The organism is Streptomyces sp. NPDC051976, from assembly GCF_040680795.1.
GTDB lineage: Bacteria > Actinomycetota > Actinomycetes > Streptomycetales > Streptomycetaceae > Actinacidiphila.
In genome coordinates this window covers 88871-107671 of record NZ_JBFAXL010000030.1, presented here as the reverse complement: position 1 = coordinate 107671, position 18801 = coordinate 88871, and the positions used below count along the sequence as shown (strand labels likewise).

19 protein-coding genes are annotated in these 18801 nt (G+C 73.8%); 4 read left to right on the top strand and 15 right to left on the bottom strand.

Annotated elements, in window-relative coordinates; all coding sequences use genetic code 11:
- Window positions 1–299: 299 nt before the first annotated feature.
- The 11 genes from AB0M29_RS26900 to AB0M29_RS26850 form a co-directional block, all read right to left on the bottom strand.
- A complete protein-coding gene (locus AB0M29_RS26900) occupies window positions 300–983 on the bottom strand; it encodes a class F sortase (protein ID WP_365386971.1) in 684 nt (227 codons plus the stop codon).
- Window positions 984–989: 6 nt separating this feature from the next.
- Window positions 990–1700, bottom strand: coding sequence for a hypothetical protein (locus AB0M29_RS26895; protein ID WP_365386970.1), 711 nt, complete (start codon window positions 1698–1700; stop codon window positions 990–992).
- A gap of 165 nt (window positions 1701–1865) precedes the next feature.
- Window positions 1866–2645: an HAD-IIA family hydrolase gene (locus tag AB0M29_RS26890; protein ID WP_365386967.1), complete on the bottom strand. Its 780-nt coding sequence runs from the start codon at window positions 2643–2645 to the stop codon at window positions 1866–1868.
- An 84-nt stretch (window positions 2646–2729) separates the two neighbouring features.
- A complete protein-coding gene (locus AB0M29_RS26885; RefSeq protein ID WP_365386965.1) occupies window positions 2730–3809 on the bottom strand; it encodes a 2-aminoethylphosphonate ABC transporter substrate-binding protein in 1080 nt (359 codons plus the stop codon).
- A gap of 87 nt (window positions 3810–3896) precedes the next feature.
- Window positions 3897–4694, bottom strand: coding sequence for an ABC transporter permease subunit (locus tag AB0M29_RS26880; RefSeq protein ID WP_365386963.1), 798 nt, complete (start codon window positions 4692–4694; stop codon window positions 3897–3899).
- Window positions 4681–5583, bottom strand: coding sequence for a 2-aminoethylphosphonate ABC transporter permease subunit (locus AB0M29_RS26875; RefSeq protein ID WP_365386961.1), 903 nt, complete (start codon window positions 5581–5583; stop codon window positions 4681–4683). The genes AB0M29_RS26880 and AB0M29_RS26875 overlap by 14 nt, the downstream gene beginning before the upstream one ends.
- Window positions 5570–6748: an ABC transporter ATP-binding protein gene (locus tag AB0M29_RS26870; protein ID WP_365386960.1), complete on the bottom strand. Its 1179-nt coding sequence runs from the start codon at window positions 6746–6748 to the stop codon at window positions 5570–5572. The genes AB0M29_RS26875 and AB0M29_RS26870 overlap by 14 nt, the downstream gene beginning before the upstream one ends.
- Window positions 6748–7458, bottom strand: coding sequence for a phosphonatase-like hydrolase (locus AB0M29_RS26865; RefSeq protein ID WP_365386957.1), 711 nt, complete (start codon window positions 7456–7458; stop codon window positions 6748–6750). The genes AB0M29_RS26870 and AB0M29_RS26865 overlap by 1 nt, the downstream gene beginning before the upstream one ends.
- A gap of 5 nt (window positions 7459–7463) precedes the next feature.
- Entirely contained in the window at window positions 7464–8582 is a 1119-nt protein-coding gene (locus AB0M29_RS26860; protein ID WP_365386956.1) for a TIGR03364 family FAD-dependent oxidoreductase, read from the bottom strand.
- 201 nt (window positions 8583–8783) lie between these two features.
- Entirely contained in the window at window positions 8784–9542 is a 759-nt protein-coding gene (locus AB0M29_RS26855) for a GntR family transcriptional regulator (protein WP_365386954.1), read from the bottom strand.
- Window positions 9543–9584: 42 nt separating this feature from the next.
- A complete protein-coding gene (locus AB0M29_RS26850; RefSeq protein WP_365386951.1) occupies window positions 9585–10727 on the bottom strand; it encodes an ROK family transcriptional regulator in 1143 nt (380 codons plus the stop codon).
- Window positions 10728–10783: 56 nt separating this feature from the next.
- On the opposite strand from AB0M29_RS26850, the gene AB0M29_RS26845 reads away from it, so the two are divergent.
- From AB0M29_RS26845 to AB0M29_RS26835, 3 genes are all read left to right on the top strand, one after another.
- Entirely contained in the window at window positions 10784–11851 is a 1068-nt protein-coding gene (locus AB0M29_RS26845; protein ID WP_365386949.1) for a Gfo/Idh/MocA family oxidoreductase, read from the top strand.
- Complete coding sequence (locus AB0M29_RS26840) at window positions 11848–12351, top strand: heme-degrading domain-containing protein (protein ID WP_365386947.1); 504 nt, start codon at window positions 11848–11850, stop codon at window positions 12349–12351. Before AB0M29_RS26845 ends, AB0M29_RS26840 begins: the two co-directional genes overlap by 4 nt.
- A 119-nt stretch (window positions 12352–12470) precedes the next feature.
- Window positions 12471–12902, top strand: coding sequence for a peptidoglycan-binding domain-containing protein (locus AB0M29_RS26835; RefSeq protein ID WP_365386945.1), 432 nt, complete (start codon window positions 12471–12473; stop codon window positions 12900–12902).
- Between the two features lie 310 nt (window positions 12903–13212).
- Here the strand turns inward: AB0M29_RS26835 and AB0M29_RS26830 are convergent, their stop codons facing one another.
- From AB0M29_RS26830 to AB0M29_RS26820, 3 genes are all read right to left on the bottom strand, one after another.
- On the bottom strand, window positions 13213–14067 hold the full coding sequence (locus AB0M29_RS26830) for a fumarylacetoacetate hydrolase family protein (RefSeq protein ID WP_365386943.1): 855 nt from the start codon (window positions 14065–14067) through the stop codon (window positions 13213–13215).
- Between the two features lie 172 nt (window positions 14068–14239).
- Window positions 14240–15160, bottom strand: coding sequence for a class E sortase (locus AB0M29_RS26825; protein WP_365386941.1), 921 nt, complete (start codon window positions 15158–15160; stop codon window positions 14240–14242).
- A gap of 33 nt (window positions 15161–15193) precedes the next feature.
- Entirely contained in the window at window positions 15194–16510 is a 1317-nt protein-coding gene (locus AB0M29_RS26820; RefSeq protein ID WP_365386977.1) for a DUF445 domain-containing protein, read from the bottom strand.
- Between the two features lie 136 nt (window positions 16511–16646).
- Between AB0M29_RS26820 and AB0M29_RS26815 the strand changes: the two genes are divergently transcribed.
- On the top strand, window positions 16647–17777 hold the full coding sequence (locus AB0M29_RS26815; protein ID WP_365386939.1) for an aminotransferase class V-fold PLP-dependent enzyme: 1131 nt from the start codon (window positions 16647–16649) through the stop codon (window positions 17775–17777).
- A 6-nt stretch (window positions 17778–17783) separates the two neighbouring features.
- Here the strand turns inward: AB0M29_RS26815 and AB0M29_RS26810 are convergent, their stop codons facing one another.
- A complete protein-coding gene (locus tag AB0M29_RS26810; protein WP_365386937.1) occupies window positions 17784–18776 on the bottom strand; it encodes an MASE1 domain-containing protein in 993 nt (330 codons plus the stop codon).
- Between the last annotated feature and the right edge of the window lie 25 nt (window positions 18777–18801).

The following is an 18801-nucleotide window of genomic DNA, read 5'->3' as shown; positions in this document are numbered from 1 at the left end:
CGCCCCGCGCCCGTCCCCGGGGGAGCGCCCCCCCCCGCCCCCCAAACCCCCCCCCCCCCCCGCCCCGCCCGCTGCCAGAGGCAGCGGGCGGGCAGGTCGGGAAGTGGAGTTGACCCAGGAGCCACGCGGCGGCGATGCCCGAAGCCGCGCCGCAGGCACATTGCCGGGAGGCAGCCGGAAGGTCCGCTGGAGGCAGAAACCCGGCGCAGCCCGAAGCCCGCGCCGCAGGTGCAAGGGGCGGGGTGCCGGAAGCCCGCGCCGCGGGCGCTGAACCCCGACTGGCGGCCGCGCTGGAAGCGCTAGGCGGGGTGGGTGCCGGTGAGGGTGGAGAAGACGACGATGTTGGCGGAGTAGGTCTGGGTGGTGCGGTCGAAGGTGCCGCCGCAGGTGATGAGGCGGAGTTCGGGGCGGGTGGTGGAGCCGTAGACGCGGGTGGCGTCGAAGTGGTCCTTCTGGACGACCTCGACGGCCTCGACCGAGAACTCGGCGACGGTGCGGTCGGCGCGGGTCACCTCGATGAGGGCGCCGGGGCGGACGGTGCTGAGGGCGTAGAAGACCGCGGCGCGGGTCTCGGTGTCGACATGGCCGACGATGACGGCGGCCCCGGCGGCGCCCGGGGAGGGGCCGTCGCGGTACCAGCCCGCGACATCGGGTGTGTCGTACGGCGGCGGGTCGACGGCGCCGTCCTTGAGGCCGCGCCCGACGACGGCGGCGTGCACCCCGATCGCGCCGATGTCGATGTGCACCGGCCGGGACGCGGCCAGCGGAAGGTGCGGGGCGTAGACCTGCGCGGGGTGGTCGGCCGCGGCGGCGGCCAGCGCACGGCCGCCCGGCGTGAGGTCGGCCGCCGCGCCACCGCCCGTGCCGCCGTGGCCCAGCAGCCAGGCCGCGAGCAGTACCAGGGCGACGGCGACCGTCGTCCAGGTGCGGTTGTCCGGCCGCGGGCCGTCGTCGGCGTCCCGGCCGTCGGCCCCTCCGATCATGCCGGGTCAGCCGCGGTCGGCGGTGCGGCGGCGGTAGACCGCGAGCCCGGCGAGCCCGGCCGCGGCGAACGCGCCGGTGGCCAGCAGCGGGCCGTCACCCGTACCCGCGGAGCCGGGGCCCGCCGCGAGCTGCGCGGTGCCGCCGCCGCCCGCGGGCACCGGCGCGATGGGCAGCAGGCTGGAGCCGCCCGTGGTGACGGTGATCGACGCCGACGCGGAGCTGGTCTTCCCGTCGCACTGCACGGAGATGGCGTACGAGCCCTCGACCGCGTCGGACTTGATGAACGCGCTGCCCTCCAGGCCGTGCGAGCCGTCCGAGGCGGGCGCGAGCGTGACGGTGTCCACGAACACCTCGGCGCTGGCCTTGGCCTTTCCGCCCGACTTGCAGGACGTCTGCAGGTGCAGGGTGACCACCCCGCCGGGCGCCACGCTGGACGGCGAGACCGCCATGGAGTCGGCGCCGGCGGAGGCCCCCGCGTCCGCCCCGGCACCGGCGTCCGTACCCACCCCCACGTCCGCGCCCACGTCCGCGCCGCCGTCCGCCGCCGAGGAACCGGCGTCCGTCGTCGCGGCGGAGCTGACCGAGGAGTCCCCCGGGCCTCCACCACCGCCGTCGTCGGCCAGAGCCCGGCTGCCGGGGAGGGACGAGAACCCTCCGAGGGCGAAGACGGTGGCCGCACCGGCGGCGGCGATGGCAGGAACCTTCAGACGAAACATGAGGACCTCCGCTCGACCGGGGCGGGGACGCGCACCGGTGCTACGAACATCCCCGGGCCGACCGCCCCCCGCACGCCGGAGGGCGGTCCACTGACCCATCGGAGTGACCCGCGCTCTACGCAGAGTGACCGATCAAGGCCCCCGCGCGGGTGAGGACGGCGCCGGTCAGATCTCGGCGATCAGATCCGCGATCGACTCCACGACCCGCGAGGGCCGGAAGGGGTAGCGGTCGACGTCCTCGGGCGTCGTCAGCCCGGTCAGCACCAGGAAGGTCGTCATGCCGGACTCCAGCCCGGCCAGCACATCGGTGTCCATCCGGTCCCCGATCATGGCGCTGGCCTCGGAGTGCGCGCCGATCGCGTTGAGCCCGGCCCGCATCATCAGCGGGTTCGGCTTGCCGACGAAGTACGGGTCCTTGCCGGTGGCCTTGGTGATCAGCGCGGCCACCGAGCCGGTGGCGGGCAGCACACCCTCGGGCGACGGGCCGGTCTCGTCGGGGTTGGTGCAGATGAACCTGGCCCCGCCGTTGATCAGCCGGATCGCCTTGGTGAGCGCCTCGAAGCTGTAGGTGCGGGTCTCGCCGAGCACCACGTAGTCGGGGTCGGAGTCGGTCAGGATGTAGCCGATGTCGTGCAGCGCGGTGGTCAGTCCCGCCTCGCCGATCACATACGCGGTGCCGCCGGGCCGCTGGTCGTCCAGGAACTTGGCGGTGGCGAGCGCGGAGGTCCAGATGTTCTCGACGGGCACGTCGAGTCCCATCCGGCTGAGCCGGGCGTGCAGATCGCGCGGGGTGTAGATGGAGTTGTTGGTGAGCACCAGGAACGGCTTGCCGGACTCCTTCAGCCCCTTGATGAAGGCGTCGGCGCCGGGGATGGGCGTGCCCTCGTGGATCAGCACCCCGTCCATGTCGGTCAGCCACGAGTCGATGGGCCTGCGGTTCGACACGGATCCGTCTCCTGTCCTTCGTGCGTCGGGCTGCTCAGCGTAGCCGGGGCGGATGAGGACCGCCCCGGCCGTCTCGCGTGCTGGTCAGCTGCCGGTCGCGTTCTTCCAGGCGTCCACGTACGACGCCAGGTTGTCGTTGACGTCCTTCCAGTCCGGGGTGAAGACGTCCACCCCGGCCATGATCTGCTTCAGCTTCGCCGCGTTGGGGTCGTTCGCGGTCACGTCGCTGCGGGCCGCGAAGCCGCCGCCCACCGACGAGACCTCCTGCTGGACCTCGGTGGTGAGCAGGAAGTCCAGCAGCTTCTTCCCGGCGTCCGCGTGCGGCGCGTTCTTCACCAGGCCCGCGGCGTACGGCAGCGCGAAGGTGGTGGGCTTGCCGGTGGAGTCGGCGGCGGGGAAGAAGATGCCCTGGTGCGGCATGGACGCCATGTCCGCGTAGTTCATCTGCACATCGCCGTTGGCGACCAGCAGCTCGCCCTTGTCGACCTTGGCGGCGAGCTGGCCGGTGGAGGCCGACGGGCCGACGTTGTTGGACTGCAGCTTCTTCAGGTAGTCCATGGCGGGGCCCTTGCCGCCGAAGTCGTGCATCGCCTTGATCATCACGGCGGTGCCGTCACCGGCCACGCCCGGGGTCGAGTACTGCAGCTTGCCCTTGAACTTCCCGTCCAGCAGGTCGTTCCACGTCTTGGGCGGCTGCGGGAGCTCCTTGGTGTTGTAGATGAAGCACAGGTAGTTGTTCACGATCGAAGTCCAGGTGCCGTCGGCGCTCTTGTCCGCCGCCGCCACCTTGTCCGACCCGGCGGGCCGGTAGGTGTCCAGCAGGCCCTTGGCGCCCGCCTGCTGGATGAACGGCGGCAGCGTCACGACGAGGTCGGCCTTGGTGTTGGACTTCTCCCGCACCAGGCGCTGCACCATCTCGCCGGAGCCGCCCTCCACGTAGTCGACCTTGATCCCGGTCTTCGCCGTGAAGTCCTTGAACACCTTGTCGTAGAAACCGTCACCGGCGTCACTGTGCAGGCCGTCGGCGCTGTACACGGTGACCGAGGTGGACGCCTTGCCGTCCGAGGAACCGGAGTCGGACGAGCCGCCGCAGGCGGTCAGTACCAGGCCGAGGGAGAGGGCGCCGACGACGGCGGTGAGCGGGGTAAGGGGGCGCTTGGGCATGACAGATCGAGCTCCTTGTTCGGCGGAGGGAAAGAGGAGAGAAGAGGAGAGAAAGAGGTCAGCGGTGAGCGGTGAGCGGGTGGGCGATCAGCGGTAGGAGGCGCGGGTGCGCAGCCGGGACATCGCGAGCAGGACGAGGAGGGTGGCGGTCATCAGGGCGACGGCCAGCGCCGCACCGGCGAAGAGCGAGCCGCGGTTGGTGGCCCCGTAGATCGCGACGGGCAGCGGCAGCCAGTCCGGCGGGTAGAGCATCATCGTGGCGCTCAGCTCCCCCATGGACAGGGCGAAGCAGAGCCCGGCGGCGGCGGTCAGCGAGGGCAGCAGCAGGGGGATGCGGATCCGCCACAGCACATAGCCGGGGCGGGCGCCGAGGCTCGCGGCGCTCTGTTCGTAGGCGGGGTCGAGCCGGGTGAGCGCGGCGCTCACTGACTGGTAGGCGAAGGCGGTCACCAGGACGGTGTGCGCCAGGATGACGATCCGCGCGGTGCCGTTGAGCAGCAGCGGCGGTTTGGAGAACGCCACCAGCAGCGACAGGCCGACGACCACCGAGGGCACCGCGACGGGCAGCATGAACAGCCCGTCCAGCACCCGCCGTACCCCGCCGCGCAGGCGTTCCGCGGCGAGCGCGGCCCAGCCGCCGAGCAGCAGGGCGAGCGCGCTGGCCGCGAGCGCGGTGAGCAGGCTGGTGGTCAGGGCGTGCAGCGAGTCGCCCTTGGCGATGTCCTGGTAGTGGCTCAGCGTCGGGTGGGACGGGAACGCGCCGCTCCAGTTCGTGGCGAACGACGCCATCACGATGACCAGCAGCGGCAGCGCGAACAGCGGCAGGAAGAGCGCGAAGAAGACGGTCCAGGCGGCCCAGCGCCCGGCCCTGCTATGCACCAGCACGGCGGCCACCTCCCACGGCGGTGCGGGCGACGACGACCCGGTAGAGGGCGTAGAGCGAGACCGACAGCGCCACCGAGACGACGGCGACCGCGCACGCCCCCGGGTAGTCGCCGTCCAGGATCGCCTTGCTGTAGACGAGCATCGGCAGCGTGGTGACGCCCTTGGCGCCGGTGAAGAGCACGATGCCGAACTCGTTGAGGCACATGACCAGGACGAGGCTGCCGCCGGCGGCGAGCGAGGGCAGCGCCTCGGGCAGGATCACCTGCCGTACGATCCTCGGCGCCCGTGCGCCGAGCGACGAGGCGGCCTCCAACTGGGCGGTGTCCACCTGGGAGAAGGCCGCGAGCAGCGGGCGCATCACGAAGGGCGTGAAGTAGGTGACCTCGGCGAGGAGCACTCCCCACGGGGTGCGCAGGAAGTCGACGGGGCCGCTCGCCGCGCCGGTGACGTCGGTCCACAGGCCGTTGGCCATGCCGACGGTGCCGTAGAGGAAGAGCAGCGCGAGGGTGATCAGGAAGGACGGGAAGGCCAGGAAGATGTCGATGAACCTGCTGAGCGCCTTGCCGCCGGGGAAGGGCACGAAGGCGATCACCAGCGCCAGCGCGAAGCCCAGCACCATGCAGCCCGCCGTCGAACCGACCGCGATCCAGACGGTGTTCCACAGCGCCTTGCGGAACGACTCCTCGGTGAAGATCTCGCGGTACGCGGCCGTCGAGTGCCCGCCGCTGTCCGGCGACACCGACTGCCAGCCGACCAGCGCGAGCGGGTACAGGAAGACCAGCCCGAGGCCGGCGACGGGCGGCAGCGCGTAGACCCAGGTCGGCAGCCCGCGCCATCGTGGCCGCCAGGCGCCGGCCCGCGGCCCGGTGAGTGCCTCAGCCCCGGCCAACGCCGACACCTCCCGCCACCGCCAGGCCGCCGGGCAGCAGCACGGCGTCCTGGGCGTCGAAGGTGAGCGCCACCGGCGACCCGACCTGCGGCGGTTCCCGCAGGTCACCGACGTCCGCGCGGACGTCGTGACCGTGCGCGTCGACCATCAGCCGGTGGGTGTGGCCGCGCCACTGCACGGCGGTGACGGTGCCGCGCAGCACATTGCGCTCCGCGCCGGGCGTGTCGTCACCGGCGGCGTCGTCGGTGAGCCGCGGGGCCGCCGCGAGCGGCAGGAGGCGCAGGGCGTGCGGGCGGACGCACAGGGTCGCCTCGGCGCCGGCGCCCGGGGCCGGCGCCTCCGGTCCCAGGCGCAGGGTCGCGTCGCCCAGCCGCAGGCCGCCGTCCGCCTCCGCCGTCACGGGCAGCAGGTTCGCGTTGCCGACGAACGTGGCCGTGAAGGCGGTGCGGGGGTGGCGGTAGAGGTCGTGGGGGGTGCCGCAGTCCTGCAGCCGGGACTGGTCGAGTACGGCGATCCGGTCGGCGAGGGTCAACGCCTCGATCTGGTCGTGGGTGACGTAGAGGATCGTCATCTCGGGCAACTCGCGGTGCAGCCGGGCGAGTTCGGCGAGCATGCCGGAGCGGAGCTGCGCGTCCAGCGCGGACAGCGGCTCGTCCAGCAGGAGCACCCCGGGCCGGATGGCCAGGGCGCGGGCGATCGCGACGCGCTGCTGCTGGCCGCCGGAGAGCTCGCGCGGGTAGCGCCGCGCATAGGCGGCCATACCCGTCATGTCGAGCACCTCGGCGACCCGCCCGGGGATCTCGGCGCGCGGCACCCGCTGGGCCTTGAGCCCGAAGGCCACGTTCTGCTCGACCCGCAGATGCGGGAAGAGCGCGTACTGCTGGACGACCATGCCGACGCCACGCCGGTACGGCGGCAGGCCGGTGACGTCCCGGCCGCCGATCAGCACCCGGCCGCCGGACGGCTGGACGAATCCGGCGACGGCCCGCAGCGCGGTGGTCTTGCCGGAGCCGGACGGGCCGAGCAGGGCCATCACCTCGCCGGGCTCGACGGTCAGGTCGAGCGCGTCGAGTACGGTCTGCCCGCTCTTCCCGTCGCCCTTGCGGCCGCCGTAGGTGACCGTCAGCCGGTCGAAGCGGATCTCCCCGGCCCGTGCGGCTCCCATCACTCTCCCCTGACCAGCGCGGGAAGTGCGGCGACCGACGGCAGGACGTGGGTGGCCCCGGCGGCGCGCAGCGCGGGCTCGTCATGCGCGCCGGTGAGCACGCCCGCCACGACCGCGGCCCCGGCGCGTACGCCGCTGAGCATGTCGTAGGCGGTGTCACCGGCCACCGCGATCTCGCCGACGGCGTCGGTGCCGGTGCGCAGCAGCGCGGTGAGCACCATGTCGGGGTAGGGGCGGCCGCGGCCGGCGTCGGCCGGGCAGAGGGTGAGGTCGGCGATGTCCTGCCAGCCGAGTGCGTCGAGGATCGCGTCCTGGGTGGTGCGGGCGAAGCCGGTGGTCAGGGCGACCTTGCGGCCGTCGGCGCGCAGCGCCTCGATCGCCTCGGCGGCGCCGGGCAGCGGTGCGCAGCGGCCGCCGTCGACGAGGGCGGCGTACGCCTGCTCGAAGGCGGTGTTGGCGCGCCGGGCGCGCTCCTCGTCGCCGAACAGGGCGCGGAAGACGGTGATCTTGGACTCGCCCATGGTGGCGCGGACGTACTCCAGCTTGGCGGTGTGGTCCGCGCTGCCGGGCTCGACGCCGAGTTCGGCCGCGGCGCTGGAGAAGGCCAGCTCCACCAGGCCGTCGTCGGCGACGGTGGTTCCCGCCATGTCGAGGACCACCAGCCGGATGCCGGATCCGGATCCGGGGGCGGGGGTGCGGTTGTCGGTCATGTCGTTCACCAGCCGATCTCGTGCGCTGTCGCCTCGCCGATCGCAGGCGAGCAGGTCATGCCCCGGCCACCGGGGCCGGTGACCAGCCACACCCCGTCCCGCACCTGCTCGCGGTGGACCACCTCGGTGGTGGCCACGCACTGCGCGTACACCCCGGCCCAGCGGCGGCGGATCCGGGGCAGCGGGCGGCCGAGGAGTTCGGCGGCCCGGCCCAGCAGGTGGTCGTACGGGTCCTCGACGACGTCGAAGGCGAAGGGCTCGTCGTATTCGTGGGTGTCGCCGATGGTCAGACCGCCGTCGAGGCGCTGCACCATGAGCAGCTGCATCCGGTGCTCGGCGGCGACCGGCGGCTGCGGCTGGCCCGTGCGCAGGGCGTCGAGCGCGCCGCCCTCGTAGGCGGGGTAGTAGCGGAAGCTGTCGGCGTCGGCGACGGATGTGGTCAGCGGCTCGCCGAGCGCGTCGGTCTGCGCCATCTGCAGCCGGACCCGGCGGACCGGAAGCTCGGGGGCCAGCTCCCGGGCGAGGCCGGACAGCCAGGCGCCGGTGGCGACGACGACGCTGTCGGACGCGTACGAGTCCCCGTGGTCGTCGCGGACCCGTCCGGTCTCGACCTCGCGGACCTCGCGGCCCGGGACGTAGGTGTAGCGGCCGGTGGCGGCGAGGTGGGCGCGCAGCGCCGGGAGGGCGACGCGCGACTCGACGGCGGCGTCCCGCTCGCACAGCAGCGCCCCGGTGAACTCGCCGCGCAGGGCCGGGTTGTGGGCCCGTGCCTCGGCGGCCGACAGCCACCGGAAGCCGCGCTCGGCGGCGTCGGGGCGGCCCAGCACCTCCTCGGCGACGGCCGCTTCCGCGGGCGTGCGGACGACCGTCAGCGAGCCGTTGGCCCGGAAGCCGGTGCCCGGCACCCGGCGGCCGATCTCCTCCCAGAGCTCGCGGGCCCGCAGGGCGGTGGCGAGCTCGGGCCCGGAGGCCCTGCCACCGACCCAGACCAGGCCGAAGTTGCGTACGGACGCGCCGCGGGCCTCGCGCTCGCGCTCCAGGTGGACGACCTCATGGCCGCGTTCTATGGCGTGCCAGGCGTGCATGGTGCCCAGCACCCCGGCTCCTACGACAGTGACTCTCACGGCGACGAGACTCCCGGCGGTAGATGGACGGGTTGCGACGGGTTGCCGACCGGCGGGTGAACAGGGTCGCAAGTCTGGCCTAGACCCGTTATCTTTCCGTGACCATATTAGGGGCAGTGGACGGCACGAATCCAGGGCGGGGCGGGTCCGGGGCGGATCCTGGACGGGGCGGTTCCGGGGCGGGCGGGCGCGGCCCGGGGCTCAGTTCCGCTTGTCGAGGTGGACGGTGAAGCTGAAGCGGTCGCCCCGGTAGAGCGAGCGCACCCGCTCCAGGGGCGCGCCCGCGGCGTCCCGGCTGGAGCGGTGCAGCAGCAGCATCGGCAGCGCCGGCGGCGTGCCGATCAGCAGCGCCTCGCGCGGGGTGGCGAGCACCGTCTCGATCCGCTCGTCCACCGACACCGGCTCGACGCCGATCCGGTCGCGCAGATAGGCGTAGAAGGAGGTGTCGGGCGCGAAGTCCCGTTCCAGGTGGGGCAGTCGGGCCACCGACAGATAGGTGCTCTCCAGCCCGACCCGCTCCTCGTCGGCGAGCAGCACCCGCTCCATGTGCCAGACCGGGTCGCCGGGTGCGAGCCGCAGTTCCGCGGCCAGTACGGGGTCGGCGTCGAGCCGCTCCAGGCCGATGAGGTTACGGCCGGGGGTGAGGCCCTGGCGCCGTACGCCCTCGGTGTAGCTCGCCGTCGACAGCGGCTGCTCCAGCTTGGGCCCGGCCACGACGGTGCCGCGCCCGCGGCGGCGCACCCGGCCCTGGATCAGCAGTTCACGCAGCGCCTGCCGCACCGTCTCCCTGGCCACCTCGAAGCGGGCCGCCAACTCCCTTTCGGTGGGCAGCAGTCCGCCCTCGCCCAGTTCGTCGAGCAGCACTTCGAGGCGCGCCTTGACGGCGAAGTACTTGGGCACCCGCCCGTGCTCCGGGATGCCCGCCCGGATCGGGGCATGGGGATCCGCCGCTTCGCTCATGGTGTGATCCTCGCAGACGGGCGGCGTCGCTCCGGCCGCGGCTCAGCCGAGGGCGGCATGGCCGTAGAGCGGGGCGAGGGCGAGCAGCGCCGCGCCCTCCGCGACGGCGCGCGGGCCCGCGGCGGCGAAGGCGACCGGCACGGGGGCGGCGGCGGGCCCGGCCCGCTCCGCCAGCACGGCGGCCACACCCTCCGCGAAGACCGCCTTGTCGGCGAGTACGGTCCGGCCGCCGAGGACCACCCGGTCGATGTCGAGCAGCGCCACCAGATTCGCCGCCCCCACCCCGAGCAGCCGCGCGGCCCCCGCCACATCCCCCCGCCCCACCGCCGCCAGGCACAGCGCCTCCAGACACCCACGGTTCCCGCACTTGCACAGCGGCCCGTCCAGCTCCACCACCTGATGCCCGAACTCCCCCGCCCCCGTCCGCCCCCCACGGAACAACCCCCCACCCAGCACCAGCGCGGCCCCGAGCCCGGTCCCGAGATGCAGATACGCGAAGGACGCTCCGGCGTCCCCGGGGGCGCTTTCGACGGACGGCACTCGCGGGGTCGCTTCCGCCAGGACGGAGAGGGCGGCGGCGTTGGTGTTCTTGTCGAGGGCCACCGGGAGGTGGAGGCGGGTGCTGAGGGTGGTGCGGAGGGGGACGCCGGCCCAGTGGGGGAAGCCGGTGACGCGGTGGAGGGTGCCGGTGCGGTGGTCGAGGGGGCCGCGCATGCCGACGCCCACGCCGAGGACCGCACCGGGGGCGGCCGCGGCGGTGCGCCGTACCTCGTCGACGATCGCGTCCAGGGCGTCGCCGACCGGCAGGCCGAGGTCGAGCGGCGCCTCGCGGTCGGCGACGGTGCGGCCGGCGAGGTCGGTGAGGACGGCGGTGAGCCGCTCGCCGTCGAGGTGCACGCCCACCGCGTACCGGGCCGTGACCGCGAGCCGCAGTTCGGTGCGCGGCTTGCCGCCGGTCGAGGCGCGGCGGCCCGCCTCCTCGACCAGCCCGTCCGCCCGCAGCCGGGCGGTGATCTTGCTGACCGCCTGCGGCGTCAGACCGGTCCGCTCGGCCAGTTCCAGGCGGCTGATGCCGCGGTCCGCACCGGGCGCGGCCAGCGTGGCGGCACGCAGCAGATCCAGGACGAGGGCCGCGTTGTGGCTGCGGAGGGCGGGCAGGTTGGCGCCGGACGTGGACGGGTTCACCCGGCCATTGTCCCTTGCGCTTGCACTTTGGCAACACTGTTGCCAAAGTGGCTGCCATGAGCACTCCTCCCGGTACCCCCCTGCGTGTCGGCCTCGTCGGCTACGGCCCGGCCGGTTCCTTCTTCCACGCCCCGCTGATCGCCGCCACCGAGGGCCTGGTCCTGGACACGATCGTCACCAGCGACCCGGAGCGGCGCGCCCAGGCCCGCGCCGAACACCCGGAGGTGTCCTTCGCGGCGAGCGCCGACGAGCTGTGGTCGCGCGCGGCCGGGCTCGACCTGGTCGTCCTGGCCTCCCCCAACCGCACCCATGTGCCGCTGGCCAAGGCCGCGCTGCGGGCCGGGCTGCCGGTCGTGGTGGACAAGCCGCTGGCCGGGACCGCCGCCGAGGCACGCGAGCTGGCGGCGCTGGCCGAGCGGGAGGGCCTGCTGCTCACGGTCTTCCAGAACCGCCGCTGGGACAGCGACTTCCTCACCCTGCGGGCGCTGCTCGACAAGGGCGCGCTCGGCGAGGTGCGGCGCTTCGAGTCCCGCTTCGAGCGCTGGCGCCCGCAGCTCAAGGGCGGCTGGCGCGAGTCCGGCGACCCGGCCGACGTCGGCGGGCTCCTGTACGACCTGGGCAGCCACCTCGTCGACCAGGCACTGACGCTCTTCGGCCCGGTTTCGCGGGTCTACGCCGAGGTCGACGTACGGCGGCCGGGCGCCGCGGCGGACGACGACGCCTTCGTCGCGCTCACCCACGCCGGCGGCGTCCGCTCGCATCTGTGGATGAGCGCCACCACCCCCCGCCTCGGGCCGCGCTTCCGGGTGCTGGGCAGCACTGGCGGCTATGTCACCTACGGGCTCGACCCGCAGGAAGGTGCCCTGCGCGAGGGGCTGCGGCCGGTCCCGGGCAGCACCTGGGGCGTCGAGCCGGAGTCCGACTGGGGCACCCTGGGCACCGACGAGAACGCGGCGCCCGTCCCCTCCGTGCCCGGCGACTACCCCGCCTTCTACGCGGCCGTCGCCGCCGCGCTGCGGGACGGCACCGCTCCCCCGGTCACCGCGGTGGAGGCCGCCGCGGCGCTCGACGTCCTGGAGGCCGCCCGGCGCTCCGCCCACCTCGGCCAGGCGGTGGCACTGTGAGCGCCGCGAGCGACGGGGCCACCGACAGCGCTGCCCTGCTGCGCGAACTCGCCGCCCAGGAAGAGGCGTTGGTGCTGCCGCGGTTCAGCAACGACGACGCCTGGCGGCTCGGCTGCCTGCTGGTGGAGCTGGCCCGCGAGCGCGGTGCGGCCGTCACGGTGGACATCAGGCGCGGCGGCCAGCAGCTCTTCCACTACGCGTTGGACGGCACCAGTCCCGACAACGACGCGTGGCTCGACCGCAAGGCCCGCGTCGTCGAGCGGTTCGCCGCCTCGTCCCTGGCCGTCGGCGAGCGCTTCCGCGCCAAGGGGCGCACCTTCGAGGACTCCTCCCGGCTCGACCCGGATCTCTTCGCCGCGCACGGCGGCGCGTTTCCCCTGCGGGTGGCGGGCGTCGGCGTCGTCGGTGTGGTCGGCGTCTCGGGTCTCCCACAGGCCGAGGACCACGCGCTGGTGGTGGCGGGACTGACGCGGTTCCTGTCGGAACCCGCTGTCGGCTGAACTCGCCTTGCCCGTACGGGCGTTGGCGCGGTGTTAGCGAACGGTTGGCGGGGCTTGGGAGTCTGCTGCCGCCGGGGGGCGGTCCGCCTTCCGGCGGCAGTTTGACGAAGGGACCTTCCTTGTTCAGCAAGATCCTGGCCCGCACGGCCGTGGCCGCCGCGGCCGCGGGCCTGGCACTGACGGCGAGCGTCGGCTCGGCGTCCGCCTCCACCAGCTCGCCGTATGTCGGCTACGGGTACACGAACAACCCGCACGCCGTGTGGTGCGTGCAGCACCTCGCGAACGACATCGCCCGCGACCTCGGCCACGGGACCGTCGCCGAGGACGGCATCTGGGGCAACAACACCTACAACCAGGTCCGCTGGGTCCAGACGGAGCTGGGTCCGTACGAGTTCGGCGGCGTGAAGGTGGACGGCATCGTCGGCCCGCAGACGGGCTATCTCCTGCTCAACAACGGTGACGAGTACTACGGCGGCAACAACTACTGCCTGGGCTACGTCCCCAGCACCACCAACGACATGCCGCCTCCCGGCCACGTCGTCCTCGACTAACCGCTGCGCGGCGCTTGCGTAGGACGGTGCCCCGTCTTTAGGGGCGCGAGGAAGCGCGCTGTGCTTGCGGAGGTCGTGCCCCGAAGGGGCGCGGGGAACTGCGCGACCAGCCGTCGCGTGGCTGCAGGTCACCACCGGCCCCAATGGGGCAGACGCGTTGTTTCCCGACCACCGGCCCGGTGGGGGCTGAGCGCGCAGTTCCCCGCGCCCCTACGGGGCACGACCGGTGCCTGGCCCACCGCAAGCGCAGCCCGCGTCCCCGCGCCCCTTCGGGGCACGTACGGTGCCTGGCCCTCCGCAAGCGCAGCGCCTACGCGGACTTGAACTGCTGGCGCTGGGTGCCGAGCCCATCGATGCTGAGCTCGACAATGTCCCCCGGACGAAGGTACGGCTTGGGCTCGGGCTGGCCCATGGCGACGCCCGCCGGGGTACCGGTGTTGATGACGTCACCCGGGTAGAGCGTCATGAAGTGGCTGAGGTAGCGGACGACCTCCGCGACCGGGAAGATCTGCCGGGCGGTGGAACCGTCCTGCTTCAGCTCGCCGTTGACCCACAGCCGCAGCGTCAGGTCCTGCGGGTCGGCGACCTCGTCGGCGGTGACCAGCCAGGGCCCCAGCGGATTGAACGTCTCGCAGTTCTTGCCCTTGTCCCACTGCCCGCCGCGCTCGATCTGGAAGGCGCGCTCGGAGACGTCGTGGGCGATGGCGTAGCCCGCGACGGCGGCAAGCGCCTCCTCGTGCGAGGCGGCGTAGCGCAGTTCGCGGCCGATGACGACGGCCAGCTCCACCTCCCAGTCGGTCTTCTCGCTGCCGCGCGGCACGAGGACGGTGTCGTCAGGTCCGATCACCGTGTCCGGCGCCTTCATGAAGACGACGGGCTCGGCGGGCGCCTGGGCACCGGTCTCGGCGGCGTGGTCGTGGTAGTTGAGGCCGATGCAGACGATCTTGCCGATCCGGCCCAGCGGCGGGCCGACGCGCAGGCCCGGGTCAAGTACCGGCAGCGAGCCGTCGGCCGCGGCGGAGGCCACCGCTTCGAGGGCCGTCCCGTCGGCGAGCAGCGCTCCGTCGATGTCGGGCACCAGCCCGCTCAGGTCGCGCAGCACACCGTCGACGTCAAGCAGGGCCGGGCGCTCCGCCCCGGCGGGTCCGACTCGCAGCAGCTTCACAGTGGCTCTCCGTTGGTCGAGAAGGTGGTGATCGAGGGTCGTCCTACGGCATCCCATGGGGACGGTCATCGGATGTCTTGTCCGATCCTCCAACTACTTCCCCGGCCCGCGCAAGCCCCGGCCCAACCCGTGAGACCGCGGAAATCCTCGTGGATCCCGCCGCCGAGAAGCCCTACCTCGGGTGGGCGCCCGTCAGCACGCCCCACACGATCAGCCGGTACCGCGAGGTGAACTCCGGTGTGCAGGTGGTCAGCGTGATGTAGCGGTCGACCCCGCTCATCCGCGCCCCCGGGTGGACCGAGCTGTAGGGGACCGGGGCGACGACCGTGCCGTCGGAGGCGTACGTCTGCGGCAGGGTCCGGCGGATCACGTACGTGTAGCGGTAGGTGGCCGTCTCGATCTCGACGGTGTCGCCGGGCCGCAGCCGGTTGATGTAGCGGAACGGCTCGCCGTGGGTGTTGCGGTGCCCGGCCAGCGCGAAGTTCCCGGTCTGCCCGGGGCCAGCCGTGCCGGGGTAGTGGCCGACGTAGCCGTGGTTGAGGATGTGCGGCTTGCTGGTGCCCTCGGCGATGGGCGCGGTGACGCCGATCCGGGGGATGCGGATCACCGCGAAGGCCAGGTCCTCGCGGGCCGGGGCGGCGTCGCCCGACGGCGGCGCGGCGGCCGTCGCGGCAGTCGTCGGCGTCCCGGACACCACCGGGCTGTCGTCCCCGGGCGTGGTGGCCGCCGAGGGCCCCGGGGTGGTCCACTGCCGCTCCAGCGCCGCCACCTCGCGCCGGGCCGCCGCGTGCGCCTGCACATTGGTCCACCACAACTGGTGTGCCACCAGCAGGAGTACGAGCACGCCCGCCGTCATCGCCAGCTCGGCCGCCACCCACAGCGCGCGTCCCAGCGGGGACCGCCGGGGCCGCCCCGGCACCGCGCCCGGGTACGCCGGGCCGCGCGGCAGCCGCGACCGTCCGGCGCCGCGCCCCGGGCCGGCCACCACCGGCCGGCCCGACCGCCGCCCGTCGGCGCCGCGCCGCCCGGAGCGCACGGGACCGCCCGGACGCGCCGACCGCCGCCCGGCACCGCCTTTCTGACGAACCGTCACATCGGCGAGGATACGGCCGGGGAGCGCCGCCCGTCAGCCCCCCGCGAGCCGCGAGATCGTGAAGATGGCCAGGCCCGCGAGCGCGCCGACCACGGTGCCGTTGATCCGGATGAACTGCAGGTCGCGCCCGACATGGGCCTCGATCTTGCGCGAGGTCTGGTCGGCGTCCCAGCCCGCCACGGTCTCCGAGATCAGCGAGGTGATCTCGTCGCGGTAGGTCGTCACCAGGTAGGTGGCCGCGTCCTCCAGCCAGTGGTCGACCTTCTCCTGCAGCCGCGGGTCGGTCGCCATCCGGGTGCCGAGCGACAGCAGCGAGGCGCGGGCCCGCAGCCGCAGTTCGCTGCGCTCGTCCTCGGCCGCCGCCACCATCATCGACCGCACCGAGCCCCACGCCGACTCGATCAGGTCCTGCACCTCGCCGCGCGCCAGCAGGTCCTTCTTCAGCCGCTCCACCCGCGCCCGGGTGTCCGGGTCGGACTGCAGCTCCACCGCGAAGTCGCCGAGGAAGCGGTCGACCGCGCCGCGCGCCGGGTGGTGGGGCGAGTCCCGCATCTCGGTGACGAAGCGCAGCAGTTCCTTGTAGACCCGCTCGCCGACCTTGCGGTCCACGAAGCGCGGCGTCCAGCCCGGCGCGCCGCCCTGCACCGCGTCCATCACCGAGTCGCCGTGGGTGACCAGCCAGTCGTGGGCGCGGACGCACACCAGGTCGACCATCCGGCGGTGCCCGCCGTCGGCCACGATCCGCTCCAGCATCTTGCCGAGCCCGGGGCCGATCTCCTGCGCGTCCGCCCGCCGGGTGATCGCCTCGCTGACCACCGCCTGCACATCGGAGTCGCGCAGCACCGTCAGCATGCCGCGCAGCGCCGCGGCGGCCTGCTCGGTGACCTTGTCGGCGTTGGCGGGCTCGGCCAGCCAGCCGCCGAGCCGGCCGCCGATGCCGACCGCGCGCAGCCGGGTGCGGACCACCTGCGCCGACAGGAAGTTCTCGCCGACGAACTCGCCGAGGCTGGCGCCCAGCGCGTCCTTCTTCGTCGGGATGATCGCGGTGTGCGGGATGGGCAGGCCCATCGGCCGCCGGAAGAGCGCGGTCACCGCGAACCAGTCGGCGAGCGCGCCGACCATGCCCGCCTCCGCGGCTGCGGCCACATATCCCGCCCAGGCCCCCGCTCCCCGCGCGTCGGCCCACTTGGCCAGCCCGTAGACGAGCGTGGCGACCAGCAGGAAGCCGGTCGCGATCAGCTTCATCCTGCGCAGGCCCCGCCGCCGTGCCGCGTCGGTGTCCGGCGTCGCCCCCGGTTCCGGGGCCATCCCGCTCGAACCCGCCGTGCCCGCCGCTCTCGCCGCTTCCATCCGCTCCACCCGCGTATCCACCCGCGTATTGTCGCCGTCCCTGTCAGTCTGGGAACGTACGGCGGGTTCCCGGCGCCTCCCGGGTGTCGTACGTCACCGTCCGTACCCGCGCGAGACCGGACAGGAGCGGAGCGTCATGACGCAGCGGCACAGCGCCGGAGGGCTGGCCGGATACGCCGAACACTTCGAGGAGCCGGAGGGCTATCTCGACTTCGCCCGCTACGGGCCGCCGTCCCGCCAGGTGCTGGCCGCGACCACGCAGGCGCTGGCCCGGTCCGCCCGCGCCGACCAGGACACCGTCAACGACCTGATGCGCGCGGAGCCGCGGGCCCGCGAGGCCGCCGCCCGGCTGGCGGGCACCGACGCCGCGCACACCGTGCTGCTGCCCAACGCCTCCACCGGGATGTTCCACGCCGCCTTCGGGCTGCCGTCCGGCGCGGTCCTGGTGCCCGCCGCGGACTTCCCCGCCAACCACTACCCCTGGCGGCGTACCGCCGCGCTGGGCCGGGCGGAGCCGCGCTGGCTGGCGCCCGACGAGCGCGGCCGGGTCACCGCCGACACCGTACGGGCCGCGCTGGCCGACGACGTGGTGGCGGTGTCGGTCAGCGCGGTGGACTTCCGCACCGGCTACCGGACCGATCTGGCGGCGCTGCGCGAGGTGATCGGCGACCGGCTGCTGATCGTGGACGCGATGCAGGCGTTCGGCGTCGCCGAGCTGCCCTGGCAGGCGGCCGACGTGGTGGTCGCGGGCGGCCAGAAGTGGCTGCGGGCGAGCTGGGCCACCGGCTTCGCCACGCTCTCCGACCGGGCGCTGGAACGGCTGGAGCCCACCCTCACCGGCTGGACCGGGATCGAGGACGTGGCCCTCTTCGACGACCTGGAGCACCCGCCGGCCGCGGGCGCCCAGCGCTGGAGCATCACCAATCTCAGCCCGATCACCGCCGCCGCGCTCGCCGCCGCCCTGGAGCTGCTCGAACGCAGCGGCGTCGCGGCCGTCGAGGCGCACATCTCCACCCGGGTGGACCAGCTCGTCGACACCGTCAGGAGCTGCGGCGGCGAGGTGCTGTCCCCCACCGCACCCGCCCAGCGGGCGGGCATCGTCGCCTTCCGGATGCCCGGCACCGATCCGGCGCGGGTGGCCAAGGCACTGCACGCCCACGAGGTCACCCCGTCGGTGCGGACCGACTCCGTACGCCTGTCGGCGCACGCCTCGACCCGGCTGGCCGCCGTCGACCGGGTCCAGGCGGCTCTCATGTCGCTGCGCTGACCGCCTTCAGCCGCCGTCCGGCGGCCGCCGGTCGGCGTCCGTGCCCAGGCGCAGCGCCACCACCACGTCGGTCAGCTCGTCGCACACGCGCTTGATCTCCTCGTAGGTGCGGTCGCGTTCGGTGACGACGGCGGCGAGGACCAGTGCGGTGAGCGCCGCGGCCCCGTTGAACGCCTGGAGCGTGACCATGTTGGCCAGCAGGTCGTGGTGGGCGAAGGGCCCGTCGCCGCGCCCGGCGGCGAGGATCACCAGCGTGCACACGCAGAGCGCGGCCGGGGCCGCCCCGGCGAGCCCGAAGCGGAACGCGGCCCACATCAGGAACGGGAAGATCAGGAAGAGCAGCGAGTTGCTGCTCGTACGCGTCACCAGCACGGTGACCAGCACCAGGCCCGCCGACAGCACCGCCGCCTCGGCCCAGCGCAGCGGCGGCGCCGCGCGCGGGAAGCGGAACCGGCGCAGCAGCAGCAGGAACGGGGTCACCACCAGCACCCCCATCGCGTCGCCGGTCCACCACACCGACCAGGTGGGCCAGAAGTCGCCTCCGTCCAGCGCGCCGCTGATCACCAGCGTGGAGGTGCCGGTGGTCGCGCTGATGAGGGTGCCGCACAGCGCGCCCAGGAAGACCAGCGTCACCGCGTCCCGGAGCCGGTCCATCCCGTCGTGGAAGCCCGCGCGGCGCAGCAGCAGATACGCGCAGACCGTGGCGAGGGTGTTCCCCAGGACGATCATCAACACGGCGCCGACCGACGGGCCGAGGGTCACATTGGCCACCAGGGCGCCGAGCGCGATGCCCGGCCACACCCGCAGGCCGAAGATCAGCAGGGCGGCGACCGCGATGCCCGTCGGCGGCCAGAGCGGGGTGACCTGGCCGCGTACCAGCTGCTCCAGCAGGCCGAGGCGGGCCGCGCCGTAGTAGGCGGCCGCGGTGAGCACGACCGGAACCGCCGGGCCGAGGGGCTGGAGCCCGCGGCTCGGCACCCACCCGTGGTTCCGGACCATGGCACTCATCAGACACCATCCGCCA